The sequence below is a fragment of the Pseudomonas sp. Pse79 genome, assembly GCF_024519615.1.
Classification (GTDB): Bacteria; Pseudomonadota; Gammaproteobacteria; order Pseudomonadales; family Pseudomonadaceae; genus Aquipseudomonas; species Aquipseudomonas veronii.
This window is the reverse complement of record NZ_JALJRR010000012.1, coordinates 170,404-185,381: the sequence shown is the minus strand read 5'-3', so window position 1 is coordinate 185,381 and position 14,978 is coordinate 170,404. Positions and strand designations below refer to the sequence as shown.

The following is a 14,978-nucleotide window of genomic DNA, read 5'->3' as shown; positions in this document are numbered from 1 at the left end:
GGATTGGAATGAAGTTTCTCTGCCCCTCCGACACCCTCGCCCCCAACAGCAGCCGTGGTTTTGATATCGACGGGCACAAACTGCTGGCCGTGCGCCGGGATGGCATCGCCTACTTCTATCGCAATCGCTGCCCCCATCGCGGCGTCCCCCTGGAATGGCAGCCCGATCACTTCCTCGACGCCAGCGCCAGCCTGATCCAATGCGCCACCCACGGCGCGTTGTTCCTGATCGAGAGCGGCGAATGCATCGCCGGCCCCTGCGCGGGTCAAAGCCTCACTGCCCTGCCCGGCCGCGAAGACGAACAGGGCCTGTGGGTAGAACTCTAGTCGCCGAGCAGCACGTCCAAGCGGCGTTCGACGTAAATTTCCTCGGCCGTGACACGCACACCATACGCCAGCACTTCCACGCCCGCGGCCTTGGCCTCGCGCAGGGCGGCAGCGTAGGCCGCGTCGATTTCCACAGCCGGGCGCACGGCCTCGATCCCGGACAGGTTGACGCAATACAGCTGCACCGCCCGCACACCATCTCGGGCCAGGTGCGCCAGCTCGCGTAGATGCTTGGCACCGCGCTGGGTCACGGCGTCCGGAAACGCCGCAATCGAGGTGCCATCGAACCCCAGCGTCACACTTTTGACTTCGACATAGGCCGCCCCCTCGGGGTAATCCAGGCGAAAATCAATGCGGCTGTTCTCCTGACCGTAAGGCACTTCACGCTTCAACGCGCTAAAGCCGTTGAGTTCGGTGATGACCCCGGCATGCAACGCCTCCTCAACCAGTTGATTGGCACGCGCCGTATTGACGCACGCGAGGCGGCCTTGAGGCGTCTCGGCAATTTCCCAGGTGCCGGGCAACTTGCGCTTGGGGTCAGTGGAGCGACTGAACCAGACCTGCCCGCCCTCGACCATGCAATTGAGCATCGAGCCGGTATTGGGGCAGTGAATGGTCAACAACTCGCCGGTAACGGTTTCGATATCGGTGAGAAAACGCTTGTAGCGGCGAATCAGCCGCGCCTCTTCGAGGGGAGGATGAAAGCGCATCAGCCCTGCCAGCTCCGCAGCCCACGGGCGATGCGCTCTACCGCCTCTTGTAGCCGATCAAGGTTTTGCGTGTAGGCAAAGCGCACATGGTGGCCGGCTTGATAACGACCGAAATCCAGCCCGGGGGTGAACGCCACATGTTCGGTCTCAAGGAAATGACGGCAAAACGCGAAGGCATCACCGCCGAACGCGCTGATATCGGCGTACAAATAGAACGCCCCTTCCGGTTCGACGGCAATACCGAAGCCCAACTCGCGCAGGGCCGGCAGCAGGAAGTCGCGACGGCGCCCGAACTCGGCACGACGCGCTTCCAGAATGCTCAGGGTTTGCGGGGTGAAGCAGGCCAACGCCGCGTACTGCGCCATGCTCGGAGCGCTGATGTAGAGGTTTTGCGCGAGCTTCTCCAGCTCACCGACGGCATCGGGCGGTGCCACCAGCCAACCCAGGCGCCAGCCGGTCATGCCGAAATACTTCGAAAAACTATTCAGGACAAACGCACCATCGTCGACTTCCAGCACGCTGGCCGCCTCGGTGCCGTAAGTGAGGCCGTGGTAGATCTCGTCCACCACCAAATGGCCGTTACGCGCCTTGATGGCACTCGACAACCCGGCCAGTTCGTCCCGCGTCAGGATGGTGCCGGTGGGGTTGGCCGGCGATGCGACCAGCGCGCCCACGCTGTCCTGGTTCCAGTGCTTGGCCACCAGGTCGGCGGTCAATTGATAACGCACGTCCGGCCCCACGGGCACCAACTGCGCCGCGCCTTCCACCAGGCGCAGGAAGTGGCGGTTTCACGGGTAACCCGGGTCGGCCAACAGCCAGTGTTTACCAGGGTCCACCAGCAGGCTGCTGGCCAACAGCAACGCGCCGGAGCCGCCCGGGGTGATCAGGATGCGCTCGGGGTCCACGCTCAGGCCGTAGCGTTGCTGGTAGAAACCGCTGATGGCATGGCGCAGCTCCGGCAGGCCGCGGGCTGCGGTATAGCGGGTCTTGCCATTGGCCAGCGCGGCCTGGCCGGCCTGGATGATCGGCTCGGCGGTGGTGAAATCCGGTTCGCCGATTTCCAGATGGATGACATCATGGCCTGCCGCTTGCAGCTCATTGGCTCGCGCCAGCAACGCCATGACATGAAAAGGTTCGATGGCGCGACTGCGCGCACTGTAGGGCTGAGCCATTAGCCTTCCTTAACGGTGAGGACAAAAACAGCGATTCTACCGAACCCTCGCGGTAAAACATGCTCTATTGCCTGCCAGGCCGTCCACGATGAACCCGGCAAGCGCTTGCAAAACGACTAAAATCAACCTTCGAGACGATTCATACCCAGCCACAGCGGGTTGCTGCTGTTTGCAACCCCTGCGTGATGGGCCTCGACAACCGGGAGTGGCGCACCCTGAATCTATCTGGTAAGTTCGCCCGCTTGCAGCCGCAGGGCCGGCAGGTGTCGGTGACGTTGCAATCCTGCGCAATGGATTAGAAGAGTGAGAGGCGGTCTATTCATGTCCACCCAAGCAAAGCAACAGCAATCCCCAGGCCTCAGCGGCTTCGAACCTTACGTCACGAAGGAAGGTGAGGAGTACATGGGCGAGCCCATGCGCGAGCACTTCACCAAGATCCTTAACAAGTGGAAACAAGACTTGATGCAGGAGGTCGACCGCACCGTTGACCATATGAAGGACGAAGCAGCCAACTTCCCTGATCCGGCCGACCGTGCGAGCCAGGAAGAAGAGTTCGCCCTTGAACTGCGTGCCCGTGATCGCGAACGCAAGCTGATCAAGAAGATCGACAAGACACTGCAGTTGATCAAGGACGAAGAATACGGCTGGTGCGAATGCTGCGGCATCGAAATCGGTATTCGCCGCCTGGAAGCACGTCCTACCGCCGACATGTGCGTGGACTGCAAGAACCTGGCAGAAATCAAGGAAAAACAGGTCGGCAAGTAACCCCTGCCGAGCTGAACGAATGGGGCGTACAAACGCCCCATTTTTGTTTCTGGCGTTTAGCGATTTTCCAGTAGTATCCGGCCCATGATAGCCTCTCCCTATATCGGGCGTTTCGCCCCCACGCCCAGCGGCCACCTGCACTTCGGCTCGCTGGTCGCCGCCCTCGCCTCTTACCTTGACGCCCGCGCCAACCATGGCCGCTGGCTGATGCGTATGGAAGACCTCGACCCTCCCCGCGAAGAACCCGGCGCCCAGGCGGCAATCCTGCATGCCCTGGAAAGCTATGGCTTCGAGTGGGACGGTGAACTGGTCCGACAAAGCGACCGGCACGATGCCTACGCCAAGGTGCTGAACGACCTGTTCAACCACGGCCTGGCCTACGCCTGTACCTGCTCGCGCAAACAGCTGGAGCCCTACCACGGGATCTACCCTGGCTTGTGCCGTAATGCCGGTCATGAGCAGCACGATGCGGCCATCCGCCTGCGCGTCCCGGAGCTGGAGTACCACTTTACCGACCGCGTACAAGGCGAATTCCGACAACACCTGGGCCGCGAAGTGGGTGACTTCATCATCCGTCGCCGTGACGGCCTCTACGCCTACCAACTGGCCGTGGTGCTCGATGACGCCTGGCAAGGTGTTACCGACATCGTGCGCGGCGCCGACCTGCTCGACTCCACGCCGCGCCAGCTGTACCTGCAAGAATTATTGGGGCTGCGCCAACCGCGTTACCTGCACGTGCCGCTGATCGTCCAGCCGGACGGTAACAAGTTGGGCAAATCCTATCGTTCCCCGCCCTTGACCACGGACCAGGCCACGCCTTTGCTGTTGAGAGCCCTGCGCGCCCTCGGCCAGCAACCCGGCGACGAACTGCTGCACGCCAGCCCACGGGAACTGCTGGATTGGGGCATTGCCCACTGGGATGCGCAGCTGATCCCGCGCACACTCACGCTGGCCGAAGCGCAGTTGCGCTGAAGGCGCTTGCAGCCGGCCAGGCATCCGTTACCATCGCCGCAGTTATTCAATCAGAGGCCAACATGTACATCTATCGCTTGGTCCTGCTGCTGGTCGTCGGGATCTACCTGTTTTCCCCCGCCATCATGGATTGGTGGATCGACGCCACGGGCGCCTGGTATCGCCCCTATCTGCTGTGGCTGATCCTGATCGTCGTGACTTTCATCCTGCAGAGCCAAAAAGATGCCGATGAGCTTTAGCCTCACCCAGATGCTGCTGATCAGCGCCGCCTACCTGGCTGCGCTGTTCGGAGTCGCCTGGATCAGTGAGCGCGGAATGATTCCGCGGGCGATCATTCGCCATCCGTTGACCTACACCTTGTCCTTGGGCGTCTACGCCAGCGCCTGGGCGTTCTATGGCACGGTGGGCCTGGCCTATCAGTATGGGTATGGCTTTCTGTCCAGTTACCTCGGGGTGTCCGGGGCCTTCTTGCTGGCGCCGGTGCTGCTGTACCCGATCCTGAAGATCACCCGCACCTATCAGTTGTCGTCCCTGGCCGACTTGTTCGCCTTCCGCTTTCGCAGCACCTGGGCGGGCGCGCTGACCACGATTTTCATGCTGATCGGCGTGCTGCCCTTGCTGGCCCTGCAGATCCAGGCAGTGGCCGACTCCATCAGCATCCTGACCCGTGAGCCGGTGCAGTATCGCGTGGCCCTGGCCTTCTGCGCGCTGATCAGCCTGTTCACGATTTTCTTCGGCTCACGCCACATCGCCACCCGTGAGAAACACGAAGGCCTGGTCTTTGCGATTGCTTTCGAGTCGGTGATCAAGCTGATCGCCATCGGTGGCGTCGGCCTGTATGCGCTCTACGGCGTATTCGACGGCCCGCAACAGCTGGAGTTGTGGCTGCTGCAAAACCAGACCGCCCTCGCCGCGCTGCACACCCCGCTGCAGGAAGGCCCGTGGCGCACGTTGCTGCTGGTGTTCTTCGCCTCGGCCATCGTGATGCCGCACATGTACCACATGACGTTCACCGAGAACCTCAACCCACGCTCGCTGGTCAGCGCCAGTTGGGGCTTGCCGCTGTTCCTGCTGTTGATGAGCCTGGCGGTGCCGCTGATCTTGTGGGCCGGCCTGAAGTTGGGCGCCACCACCAACCCTGAATATTTCACCCTCGGCGTCGGCATCGCCGCCAACAGCCCGGCCCTGGCGCTGCTGGCCTATGTCGGCGGGTTGTCGGCGGCCAGTGGCCTGATCATCGTCACCACGCTGGCGCTCTCGGGCATGGCGCTCAATCACCTGGTGCTGCCGCTGTACCAGCCGCCGGCCGAAGGCAATATCTACCGCTGGCTGAAATGGACCCGCCGCGCGCTGATCGTCGCGATCATCATGGCCGGCTACGGTTTCTACCTGCTGCTGGGCGCCGGGCAAGACCTGGCCAACCTGGGGATCGTCGCGTTTGTCGCCACCTTGCAGTTCCTGCCGGGGGTGTTGTCGGTGCTGTACTGGCCGACGGCCAATCGGCGCGGCTTTATCGCCGGGTTGCTCGCCGGGATTCTGGTGTGGCTGGTGACCATGTTGCTGCCGTTGGTCGGCAACCTGCAGGGTTTCTACATCCCGCTGCTGAACATGATCTACGTGCTCGACGACACCAGCTGGCACATGGCGGCGATCGCCTCGCTGGCCGCCAACGTGCTGATGTTCACCCTGATCTCCCTGTTCACCAACGCCAGCCCGGAAGAAACCAGCGCCGCCGAAGCCTGCGCGGTGGACAACGTGCGCCGCCCGCAACGCCGCGAGCTGCATGCCGCCTCGCCCCAGGAGTTCGCCACGCAACTGGCCAAGCCCCTGGGCGCCAAGGCCGCGCAAAAGGAAGTCGAACAAGCGCTGCGCGACCTCTATCTGCCGTTCGACGAGCGCCGCCCCTACGCCCTGCGCCGCCTGCGCGACCGAATCGAAGCCAACCTGTCCGGGCTGATGGGCCCCAGCGTGTCGCAGGACATGGTGGAAACGTTCCTGCCCTACAAGGCGAGCGGCGAAAACTACGTCACTGAAGACATCCACTTCATCGAAAGCCGGCTCGAGGATTATCACTCACGCCTCACTGGCCTGGCCGCCGAACTCGATGCCCTGCGCCGCTACCACCGCCAGACCTTGCAGGAACTGCCGATGGGGGTCTGCTCCCTGGCCAAGGACCAGGAGATTCTGATGTGGAACAAGGCCATGGAAGAACTCACCGGCATTGCCGCGCAACGGGTCGTGGGCTCGCGCCTCAATACCCTGGGCGACCCGTGGAAGGAACTGCTGCAAGGCTTTATCAACCTGCCCGACGAACACTTGCACAAGCAGCACCTGGCCCTCGACGGCCAGACCCGCTGGCTCAACCTGCACAAGGCGGCGATCGACGAGCCCCTGGCCCCCGGTAACAGCGGCCTGGTGTTGCTCGTCGAAGACCTGACCGAAACCCAGATGCTCGAAGACAAGCTGGTGCATTCCGAGCGCCTGGCCAGTATCGGTCGCCTGGCGGCCGGCGTGGCCCATGAAATCGGCAACCCGATCACCGGTATCGCCTGCCTGGCGCAGAACCTGCGCGAAGAGCGCGAGGAAGACGGCGAAATCACCGAGATCAGCGGGCAGATCCTCGAACAGACCAAGCGCGTGTCGCGCATCGTGCAGTCGCTGATGAGCTTCGCCCACGCCGGCGCCCATCAGAACCACGACGAAGCGGTGTGCCTGGCCGAAGTGGCACAGGATGCCATTGGGCTGCTGGCCTTGAATCGGCGCAATTTCGAAGTACAGTTCTTCAACCTGTGCGATCCCGACCACTGGGTCGACGGTGACTCCCAGCGCTTGGCGCAGGTGTTGATCAACCTGCTGTCGAACGCCCGCGACGCGTCCCCGGCCGGCAGTGCGGTACGCGTCAAGAGCGAGGCTTTCGAGCACACGGTCGACCTGATCGTGGAGGACGAAGGCAGCGGCATTCCACAGAACATCAAGGACCGCTTGTTCGAACCCTTCTTCACCACCAAGGACCCCGGTGAAGGCACCGGTCTGGGCCTTGCACTGGTCTATTCCATCGTTGAAGAGCATTATGGACAAATCACCATCGACAGCCCGGCTGACACAGAAAGCCAACGCGGCACCCGTATTCGGGTGACCTTGCCGCGTCATGTCGAAGCGACGTCCGCTGTGAACTGAGACCGTCGAGAGAATTGAATCAATGCCGCACATTTTGATCGTCGAAGACGAAACCATTATCCGCTCTGCCTTGCGTCGCCTGCTTGAACGTAATCAGTACCAGGTCAGCGAAGCCGGCTCGGTGCAGGAAGCCCAAGAGCGGTTCAGTATTCCCACGTTCGACCTGATTGTCAGCGACCTGCGCCTGCCCGGCGCGCCGGGCACCGAGTTGATCAAGCTCGGCCAGGGCACCCCGGTGCTGATCATGACCAGCTACGCCAGCCTGCGCTCGGCGGTGGACTCCATGAAGATGGGCGCGGTGGACTACATCGCCAAGCCGTTCGACCACGATGAGATGCTCCAGGCCGTGGCCCGCATCCTGCGTGACCGCCAGTCGGCCAGCAGCGCTACGGCCGAACAGCGTCCCGCCGGCAAGGCGGCCAACGGCGCCGACAAGCCGGGCGTCGACAACAGCAATGGCGAGATCGGCATCATCGGCTCCTGCCCACCGATGCAGGACCTGTACAGCAAGATCCGCAAAGTGGCGCCGACGGACTCGAATGTGCTGATCCAGGGCGAGTCGGGGACCGGTAAGGAACTGGTGGCCCGCGCCCTGCACAACCTGTCCAAGCGCGCCAAGGCACCGATGATCTCGGTGAACTGCGCGGCAATCCCCGAATCCCTGATCGAGTCCGAACTGTTCGGCCACGAGAAAGGCGCGTTTACCGGCGCCAGCGCCGGGCGCGCGGGCCTGGTGGAAGCGGCGGACGGCGGCACGCTGTTCCTCGACGAAATCGGCGAGTTGCCCCTGGAAGCCCAGGCGCGCCTGCTGCGTGTACTGCAAGAAGGCGAAATCCGCCGGGTGGGTTCGGTGCAATCGCAGAAGGTCGATGTGCGCCTGATCGCGGCCACTCACCGCGACCTCAAGAGCCTGGCCAAGATCGGCCAGTTCCGTGAAGACTTGTATTACCGCCTGCATGTGATCGCACTCAAGCTGCCGGCCCTGCGGGAACGGGGTGCCGACGTCAACGAGATCGCCAATGCGTTCCTGTTGCGCCAGAGCGCGCGCATCAACCGTACCGACCTGCGGTTCGCCGCAGACGCCGAGCAGGCGATTCGGCACTACTCGTGGCCGGGTAACGTGCGGGAGTTGGAGAATGCGGTCGAGCGTGCGGTGATTCTGTCGGAGAGCCCGGAAATTTCCGCCGAACTGCTGGGTATCGATATAGAGCTCAGTGACCTGGAAGACGACGACTTCATCGGCCTGGCCCCGCAACAGGGCGCCGCTGGCAATACCAGCCATGAACCGACGGAAGATTTGTCACTGGAAGACTACTTCCAGCATTTCGTCCTCGAGCACCAGGACCACATGACCGAGACCGAACTGGCGCGCAAGCTGGGCGTAAGCCGCAAGTGCCTGTGGGAACGGCGCCAACGCCTGGGCATTCCACGACGCAAGACCGGAGTGGCCAGCGAAAGCTGAGGGCGCGCGCCCACAGGTAACACCCGCCAATGTGAAAAAACTGTTACCGCGGATATTTCGCGTAACAAAAGCCGGGGCTTACGGTAACGAAGCCCCGGCTTTTTTTTCGCCGCCAAACAGCCAAAAACCCCTCAACCCCCTGGTTTTGCTGGTCGGCGCAAAAGTTGGCACGCACCCTGCTATATGCTTAGTACAAAAACAATAACAAGCTTTGTACAAGACAATAAAAATAAGACGAATCGACTCACGCACAATAAAAACAACACGGCGGAGGCGCAGCTAACTGATTCTTTTGGAGAGGCGTTGCATTTGGGGCTTGCCCCGCAACCAGGCCGAGAACAACAAAAACTGCCCTAAGGCAGAGCCTGAACTGGTTGGATCGTAGATCAGCAACACAGCGACCAAAGCAATCCGTTTGCTCTTGACTCCCGATTGGGAGTGTCATGAAGGTCACACTTCATGGCGAGGGCGATCAACAAAAACAAAAAGCCCGAAACCAATAATAAAAATAGAGCACGCAACTACTTCTGGGGGAGCTTCGGCTCCCCTTGTAGTTTCCGGTATTTGACGTTTTTAGGCTTATGGCGCAAGGCCTGTAGCTTGTTCCTACACCATCCCCCGACTAAATGCTAGAATCCCGGCCCATCATGCGGTCATTCTTCGTTATGGCCGAACATTCCTTCAAACAGTGCATCCCATGCTGAAGAAGTTGTTCCAGTCATTCCGTTCTCCCTTGCGTCGAACGCAACACAAACGCAGCACGCCTGAAGTGCTCAACAGCAGCCAACATTCGCTGCAACGCGCTCAGTTCAGCCGTTATGCAGTGAACATCGTCGAACGTTTGCAGAACGCCGGTTACCAGGCTTATCTGGTGGGCGGCTGTGTACGCGACATGTTGCTCAATATCACGCCCAAGGACTTCGACGTCGCCACCAGCGCCACGCCCGAGCAAGTGCGCGCCGAGTTTCGCAATGCGCGCATCATCGGCCGCCGCTTCAAGCTGGTGCATATTCACTTTGGCCGCGAAATCATCGAGGTCGCGACCTTCCGTGCCGGTCATCCGCAAAACGATGAGGAAGAAGACACCAATCAGTCTTCCCGCAACGAAAGCGGACGCATCCTGCGCGACAACGTCTACGGCACCCTGGAAGAAGACGCGCAGCGCCGCGACTTCACCATCAACGCCTTGTATTACGACCCGGTCAGCGAGCGCATCCTCGATTACGCCAACGGCGTACACGATATTCGCAACAACCTGATCCGCCTGATCGGCGACCCGACGCAGCGCTACCAGGAAGACCCGGTACGCATGCTGCGGGCGGTGCGTTTCGCCGCGAAGCTGAACTTCGGTATCGAGCGCCACACGGCGGCACCGATTCGCGAACTGGCGCCGATGCTGCGGGAAATCCCCTCGGCGCGCCTGTTCGAAGAAGTGCTCAAGCTGTTCCTCTCGGGCTACGCCGCCGATACCTTCGAAATGCTCGTTGACCTGCAGTTGTTCGATCCCTTGTTCCCGGCGAGCGCCGAAGCACTGGAATACAACCCGACGTATACCCACACCCTGATCAGCGAAGCGTTGATCAACACCGACCTGCGCATCAAACAGAACAAACCGGTCACCCCGGCGTTCCTGTTTGCCGCCCTGTTGTGGCCGGCCTTGCCCAAACGCGTACTGCGCCTGCAGGACCGTGGCATGCCGCCGATCCCGGCCATGCAGGAAGCCGCTCACGAGTTGATCGCCGAGCAGTGCCAGCGCATCGCCATCCCGAAACGCTTCACCCTGCCGATCCGCGAGATCTGGGACATGCAGGAACGCCTGCCGCGTCGCAGCGGCAAGCGCGCCGACCTGTTGCTGGAGAACCCGCGCTTCCGTGCCGGCTACGACTTCCTGCTGCTGCGTGAAAGCGCCGGCGAGCAGACCGACGACCTGGGCGAATGGTGGACCGACTACCAGGACGCCAATGACAGCGAGCGCCGCGAGATGATTCGTGAACTCGGCAGCAAAGGCGATGGCGTCGGCGAAGGGCCCAAGAAGCGCCGTCGCAGCGGGAGCAAACGCAAGCGCAGCGCCGCCGATGCCTCGGGCGCCGCAGGCGAATAAACGTGGAACGCATCTACATCGGCATGGGCAGCAACCTGGCGGCCCCGGAGCAACAATTGCGCAATGCTATCGAGGCGTTGGCGCAATTGCCGGGTACTACCGTCGCCGGGGTGTCGGCCTTCTATCAAAGCGACTCCCTGCTCCCCGGCCAACCGCGCTACACCAATGCGGTCGCGGCCCTGGACAGCTGCCTGGCGCCACTGGAACTGCTCGATGCGCTGCAAGCCATCGAGAACGACCAAGGCCGCGAACGCCTTGAACGTTGGGGCCCACGCACGCTCGACCTGGATATCCTGCTGTTCGGCGACCGCCTGATCGACGAACCACGCCTGCAAGTGCCGCACTATCAGATGCACCTGCGCGCCTTCGTGCTGTACCCGCTGGCCGAACTGGCCCCAGCCACCCTGCAATTGCCCGATGGCCGGCGCCTCAGCGACCTGCTCGCAGCCTGCCCGTTTGTCGGCCTGGAACGCATGCCTGCGCTCAGCACCCAGCGTTGATCAGCCACTGCTGAATCGCATCAGTAACAGCGGTAACACCACCGCCGTAACAATGCGGTAACACATGCAATTGACTTCCCGTGTCCTCCTCACGACTATAGGCGTCCCGCTGCCGCCAACCGGCGCTAAAGGGCGCAATCCAGGCCTTATAAGCACTGCTCTCAAGAAAGTGCGCCTGTATAAACGAAGACTCACGCGCGTTACTCGCTGTTTCCATGCGCCTGAACGAGGACCCTTTTCATGCCAGACGTTACCCTGACCACCTTGCAGAGCCTCAAGCTCAAAGGTGAAAAAATCACGATGCTGACCTGCTATGACGCCACCTTCGCCCACGCCTGCTGCCAAGCCGGTGTCGAGGTGTTACTGGTGGGCGACTCCCTCGGCATGGTGCTTCAAGGGCATGACAGCACCCTGCCCGTCACCACGGATGAACTTGCGTACCACACCGCCAGCGTCAAGCGCGGTAACGACGGCGCCTTTATCATCGCCGACCTGCCGTTCATGGGTTACGCCACCGTCGAACAGACCTTCCACAACGCCGGCAAATTGATGCAAGCCGGCGCGCACATGGTCAAGCTCGAAGGGGCCGCCTGGCTCGCCGACTCGATCCGCATGCTGGCTGAACGCGGCGTGCCGGTGTGCGCGCACATGGGCCTGACACCGCAGTCCGTGAACATCCTCGGCGGCTATAAAGTCCAGGGCCGCAACGAAGCCCAGGCACGCCAGATGCGTGCCGATGCCATCGCCCTGGAACAAGCCGGCGCCGCGATGATCGTGCTCGAATGCGTGCCCAGCGAACTGGCCGCGGAGATCACCCATGCGGTCAAAGTGCCGGTGATCGGCATTGGTGCCGGGTCGGCCACCGACGGCCAGGTCCTGGTGCTGCACGACATGCTCGGCCTGTCGATGACCGGCCGGGTACCGAAGTTCGTGAAAAACTTCATGACCGGCCAGGACAGCATCCACGCCGCGTTGAGCGCATACGTCGCCGAAGTCAAAGGCGTGACCTTCCCAGGCGCCGAACACGGATTCTCTGCATGAACACCGTAAAAACCCTACGTGAACTGCGGGCCGCCGTTACCCATGCCCGCAGCGCCGGCAAACGTATCGGCTTTGTGCCCACCATGGGCAACCTGCACAGCGGCCACGCGGCCCTCGTGGCCAAGGCGGCCCAACAGGCGGATTTCGTGGTCGCGAGCATCTTCGTCAACCCGCTGCAATTTGGCGCCGGCGAAGACCTGGACAAGTACCCGCGCACCCTCGCCGCCGACCAGGAAAAACTCCTGCAAGCCGGCTGCAACCTGTTGTTCGCGCCAAGCGTCGAGGAAATGTACCCCAGCGGCATGACCGGCCAGACCCGCGTCAGCGTGCCGCAATTGTCCGAAGGCCTGTGCGGCGCCAGCCGTCCTGGGCACTTTGAAGGTGTGGCCACGGTGGTCAACAAGCTGTTCAACATGGTCCAGCCGGATATGGCCGTGTTTGGCCAGAAGGACTACCAGCAACTGGCCGTGATTCGCGCCATGGTCCATGACCTGAACATGCCGATCCAGATCATCGGTGAACCGACCGTGCGCGCCGAGGATGGCCTCGCGCTGTCATCGCGCAACGGTTACCTCACCGCCGAGCAGCGGGCCGTCGCGCCGACGTTGTACCGCAGCCTGAGTCAGATTGCCGCCGCCATCAAAGGCGGCGACCGCGACTTCGCCAAACTGCGTGCCGAACAGGTTCAGCAGATCGAAGCCGCCGGCATGCGCGTGGATTACCTCGAAGTGCGCCAAGGCGTCCACCTGCGCCCGGCCACGGCCGAGGATCGCGATGTAGTGATCCTGGTCGCGGCCTACCTGGGCGCGACACGCCTGATCGACAACCTGCATCTGACCCTCGACTGACCCCCTGCCCGTTACCCAGCCTGATGCGCCGGTATAAAAAAGTACCGGCCACAGCGCAGACAAAGCCAAGACATATCGACACGCTAGGTTTAATGTATTCGCCCTGCGCTATGGTTAGCGCTGTCCGGAACCCATTGCTTGATGAAAGACTGGATGTTTCGGGCTTTGAAGTGTCCTAAAGGCAGTCCCCGTAATAAAAGGAAACCCGCAGCGATGGCGTACTACCGCACCCCTCATGACGTTACCGCTCTGCCCGCCTGGCGAGCGCTCAATCAACATCGCCAAGCCATGCAGGATTTCAGCATGCGCGACGCGTTCAATGCCGATCCTCAGCGTTTTTCCCAATTCACCTTGAGCAGCTGCGGGCTTTTCCTCGATTACTCGAAAAACCTGATCACCAGCGAAACCCGCAACCTGCTCGTGGACCTGGCCAAGGAAGTCGACCTTAAAGCCGCGATCGACGCGCTGTATGCCGGCGAGCCGGTGAACTCGTCCGAGGGTCGCCCTGCCCTGCACACCGCCCTGCGCCGCCCAGTGGGCGACAAGTTGTCGGTCAACGGCGTGAACATCATGCCGGACGTACACAAGGTGTTGAACCAGATCACTGACCTCGTGGGCCGCATCCACGACGGCCTGTGGCGCGGCTACACCGAGAAGCCGATCACCGACGTGGTGAACATCGGCATCGGTGGCTCGTTCCTCGGCCCGGAGCTGGTCTCCGAAGCGTTGCTGTCCTACGCCCACAAAGGCGTGCGCTGCCACTACCTGGCGAACATCGACGGCAGCGAGTTCCACGAGCTGACCATGAAGCTGCGCGCCGAGACCACGCTGTTCATCGTCTCGTCGAAATCCTTCAACACCCTCGAAACCCTGAAAAACGCCCAGGCCGCCCGCGCCTGGTACCTGGCCCAGGGCGGCTCGGAAGCCGAGCTGTATCGCCACTTCATCGCCGTATCGAGCAACAACGCGGCCGCCGTGGCCTTCGGTATCCGCGAAGAAAACATCTTCCCGATGTGGGACTGGGTCGGCGGCCGTTACTCGCTGTGGTCGGCCATCGGCCTGCCCATCGCCCTGGCCATCGGTATGTCGAACTTCAAGGAACTGCTGTCCGGTGCCTACACCATGGACCAGCATTTCCAGAACGCGCCGTTCGAACAGAACATGCCGGTGCTGCTCGGCCTGCTGGGTGTGTGGTACGGCAACTTCTGGGGCGCGCAGAGCCATGCGATCCTGCCCTACGACCACTACCTGCGTAACATCACCAAACACTTGCAACAGCTGGACATGGAATCCAACGGCAAGAGCGTGCGCCAGGACGGTACACCGGTGTCCACCGATACCGGCCCGGTGATCTGGGGCGGCGTGGGCTGCAACGGTCAGCACGCGTACCACCAGTTGCTGCACCAGGGCACCCAACTGATCCCGGCCGACTTTATCGTGCCGATCGTCAGCTTCAACCCGGTCTCCGACCACCATCAGTGGCTGTACGCCAACTGCCTGTCCCAGAGCCAGGCGCTGATGCTCGGCAAGACCCGCAGCGAAGCCGAAGCCGAGCTGCGCGACAAGGGCCTGCCGGAAGCCGACGTGCAGAAGCTGGCCCCGCACAAGGTGATCCCGGGCAACCGTCCGAGCAACACCCTGGTGGTCGAGCGCATCAGCCCGCGGCGCCTGGGCGCACTGGTCGCGATGTATGAACACAAAGTGTTCGTGCAAAGCGTGATCTGGGGCATCAACGCCTTCGACCAATGGGGCGTGGAGCTGGGCAAGGAACTGGGCAAGGGCGTCTACAACCGCCTGACCGGCGCCGAAGAAAGCCTGGCCGACGATGCGTCGACCCAGGGCCTGATCAACTACTTCCGCGGTCGTCACCGCGGCTGAAGTCGGTCACACAGGGCCGGCGTCCA

General features: G+C 62.1%; 12 protein-coding genes and 1 pseudogene. 11 read left to right on the top strand and 2 right to left on the bottom strand.

Going from position 1 to position 14,978, the window contains the following annotated elements; genetic code table 11:
• Positions 1-8: 8 nt before the first annotated feature.
• The gene (locus NR164_RS17180; RefSeq protein ID WP_046382054.1) at positions 9-326 is read left to right on the top strand and encodes a Rieske 2Fe-2S domain-containing protein; all 318 of its coding nucleotides are present in this window, start codon (positions 9-11) and stop codon (positions 324-326) included.
• On the opposite strand, the gene sfsA is transcribed toward NR164_RS17180, so the two are convergent.
• On the bottom strand, positions 323-1,036 hold the full coding sequence (gene sfsA, locus NR164_RS17175) for a DNA/RNA nuclease SfsA (RefSeq protein ID WP_017847441.1): 714 nt from the start codon (positions 1,034-1,036) through the stop codon (positions 323-325). The genes NR164_RS17180 and sfsA overlap by 4 nt on opposite strands.
• A pseudogene (locus NR164_RS17170) lies at positions 1,036-2,208 on the bottom strand (pyridoxal phosphate-dependent aminotransferase). Before NR164_RS17170 ends, sfsA begins: the two are co-directional and overlap by 1 nt.
• Positions 2,209-2,529: 321 nt before the next feature.
• On the opposite strand from NR164_RS17170, the gene dksA reads away from it, so the two are divergent.
• The 10 genes from dksA to pgi all read left to right on the top strand — a co-directional run bounded on the left by dksA (position 2,530) and on the right by pgi (position 14,952).
• A complete protein-coding gene (gene dksA / locus NR164_RS17165) occupies positions 2,530-2,973 on the top strand; it encodes an RNA polymerase-binding protein DksA (RefSeq protein WP_017847439.1) in 444 nt (147 codons plus the stop codon).
• 87 nt (positions 2,974-3,060) lie between these two features.
• On the top strand, positions 3,061-3,945 hold the full coding sequence (gene gluQRS / locus NR164_RS17160; protein WP_256823024.1) for a tRNA glutamyl-Q(34) synthetase GluQRS: 885 nt from the start codon (positions 3,061-3,063) through the stop codon (positions 3,943-3,945).
• 62 nt (positions 3,946-4,007) lie between these two features.
• Entirely contained in the window at positions 4,008-4,184 is a 177-nt protein-coding gene (locus tag NR164_RS17155; protein WP_003176118.1) for a hypothetical protein, read from the top strand.
• Complete coding sequence (locus NR164_RS17150) at positions 4,168-7,122, top strand: sensor histidine kinase (RefSeq protein ID WP_164887002.1); 2,955 nt, start codon at positions 4,168-4,170, stop codon at positions 7,120-7,122. The genes NR164_RS17155 and NR164_RS17150 overlap by 17 nt, the downstream gene beginning before the upstream one ends.
• A 22-nt stretch (positions 7,123-7,144) precedes the next feature.
• A complete protein-coding gene (locus tag NR164_RS17145; protein ID WP_017847436.1) occupies positions 7,145-8,584 on the top strand; it encodes a sigma-54 dependent transcriptional regulator in 1,440 nt (479 codons plus the stop codon).
• 697 nt (positions 8,585-9,281) lie between these two features.
• The gene (locus tag NR164_RS17140; protein ID WP_046382050.1) at positions 9,282-10,685 is read left to right on the top strand and encodes a polynucleotide adenylyltransferase PcnB; all 1,404 of its coding nucleotides are present in this window, start codon (positions 9,282-9,284) and stop codon (positions 10,683-10,685) included.
• Between the two features lie 2 nt (positions 10,686-10,687).
• The gene (gene folK, locus NR164_RS17135; protein WP_017847434.1) at positions 10,688-11,185 is read left to right on the top strand and encodes a 2-amino-4-hydroxy-6-hydroxymethyldihydropteridine diphosphokinase; all 498 of its coding nucleotides are present in this window, start codon (positions 10,688-10,690) and stop codon (positions 11,183-11,185) included.
• Between the two features lie 240 nt (positions 11,186-11,425).
• Complete coding sequence (panB, locus tag NR164_RS17130) at positions 11,426-12,226, top strand: 3-methyl-2-oxobutanoate hydroxymethyltransferase (protein WP_046382049.1); 801 nt, start codon at positions 11,426-11,428, stop codon at positions 12,224-12,226.
• Positions 12,223-13,074, top strand: coding sequence for a pantoate--beta-alanine ligase (gene panC, locus NR164_RS17125; RefSeq protein ID WP_046382048.1), 852 nt, complete (start codon positions 12,223-12,225; stop codon positions 13,072-13,074). Before panB ends, panC begins: the two co-directional genes overlap by 4 nt.
• 213 nt (positions 13,075-13,287) lie before the next feature.
• On the top strand, positions 13,288-14,952 hold the full coding sequence (pgi, locus tag NR164_RS17120; protein ID WP_017847431.1) for a glucose-6-phosphate isomerase: 1,665 nt from the start codon (positions 13,288-13,290) through the stop codon (positions 14,950-14,952).
• Positions 14,953-14,978: the final 26 nt, after the last annotated feature.

Bases quoted from the DNA above. Each gene is read 5' to 3' on its own strand.
- NR164_RS17180 (WP_046382054.1), top strand. From the start codon at position 9: ATGAAGTTTCTCTGCCCCTCCGACACCCTCGCCCCCAACAGCAGCCGT.
- sfsA (WP_017847441.1), bottom strand. From the start codon at position 1,036: ATGCGCTTTCATCCTCCCCTCGAAGAGGCGCGGCTGATTCGCCGCTAC.
- dksA (WP_017847439.1), top strand. From the start codon at position 2,530: ATGTCCACCCAAGCAAAGCAACAGCAATCCCCAGGCCTCAGCGGCTTC.
- NR164_RS17155 (WP_003176118.1), top strand. From the start codon at position 4,008: ATGTACATCTATCGCTTGGTCCTGCTGCTGGTCGTCGGGATCTACCTG.
- NR164_RS17150 (WP_164887002.1), top strand. From the start codon at position 4,168: ATGCCGATGAGCTTTAGCCTCACCCAGATGCTGCTGATCAGCGCCGCC.
- NR164_RS17145 (WP_017847436.1), top strand. From the start codon at position 7,145: ATGCCGCACATTTTGATCGTCGAAGACGAAACCATTATCCGCTCTGCC.
- NR164_RS17140 (WP_046382050.1), top strand. From the start codon at position 9,282: ATGCTGAAGAAGTTGTTCCAGTCATTCCGTTCTCCCTTGCGTCGAACG.
- panB (WP_046382049.1), top strand. From the start codon at position 11,426: ATGCCAGACGTTACCCTGACCACCTTGCAGAGCCTCAAGCTCAAAGGT.
- panC (WP_046382048.1), top strand. From the start codon at position 12,223: ATGAACACCGTAAAAACCCTACGTGAACTGCGGGCCGCCGTTACCCAT.
- pgi (WP_017847431.1), top strand. From the start codon at position 13,288: ATGGCGTACTACCGCACCCCTCATGACGTTACCGCTCTGCCCGCCTGG.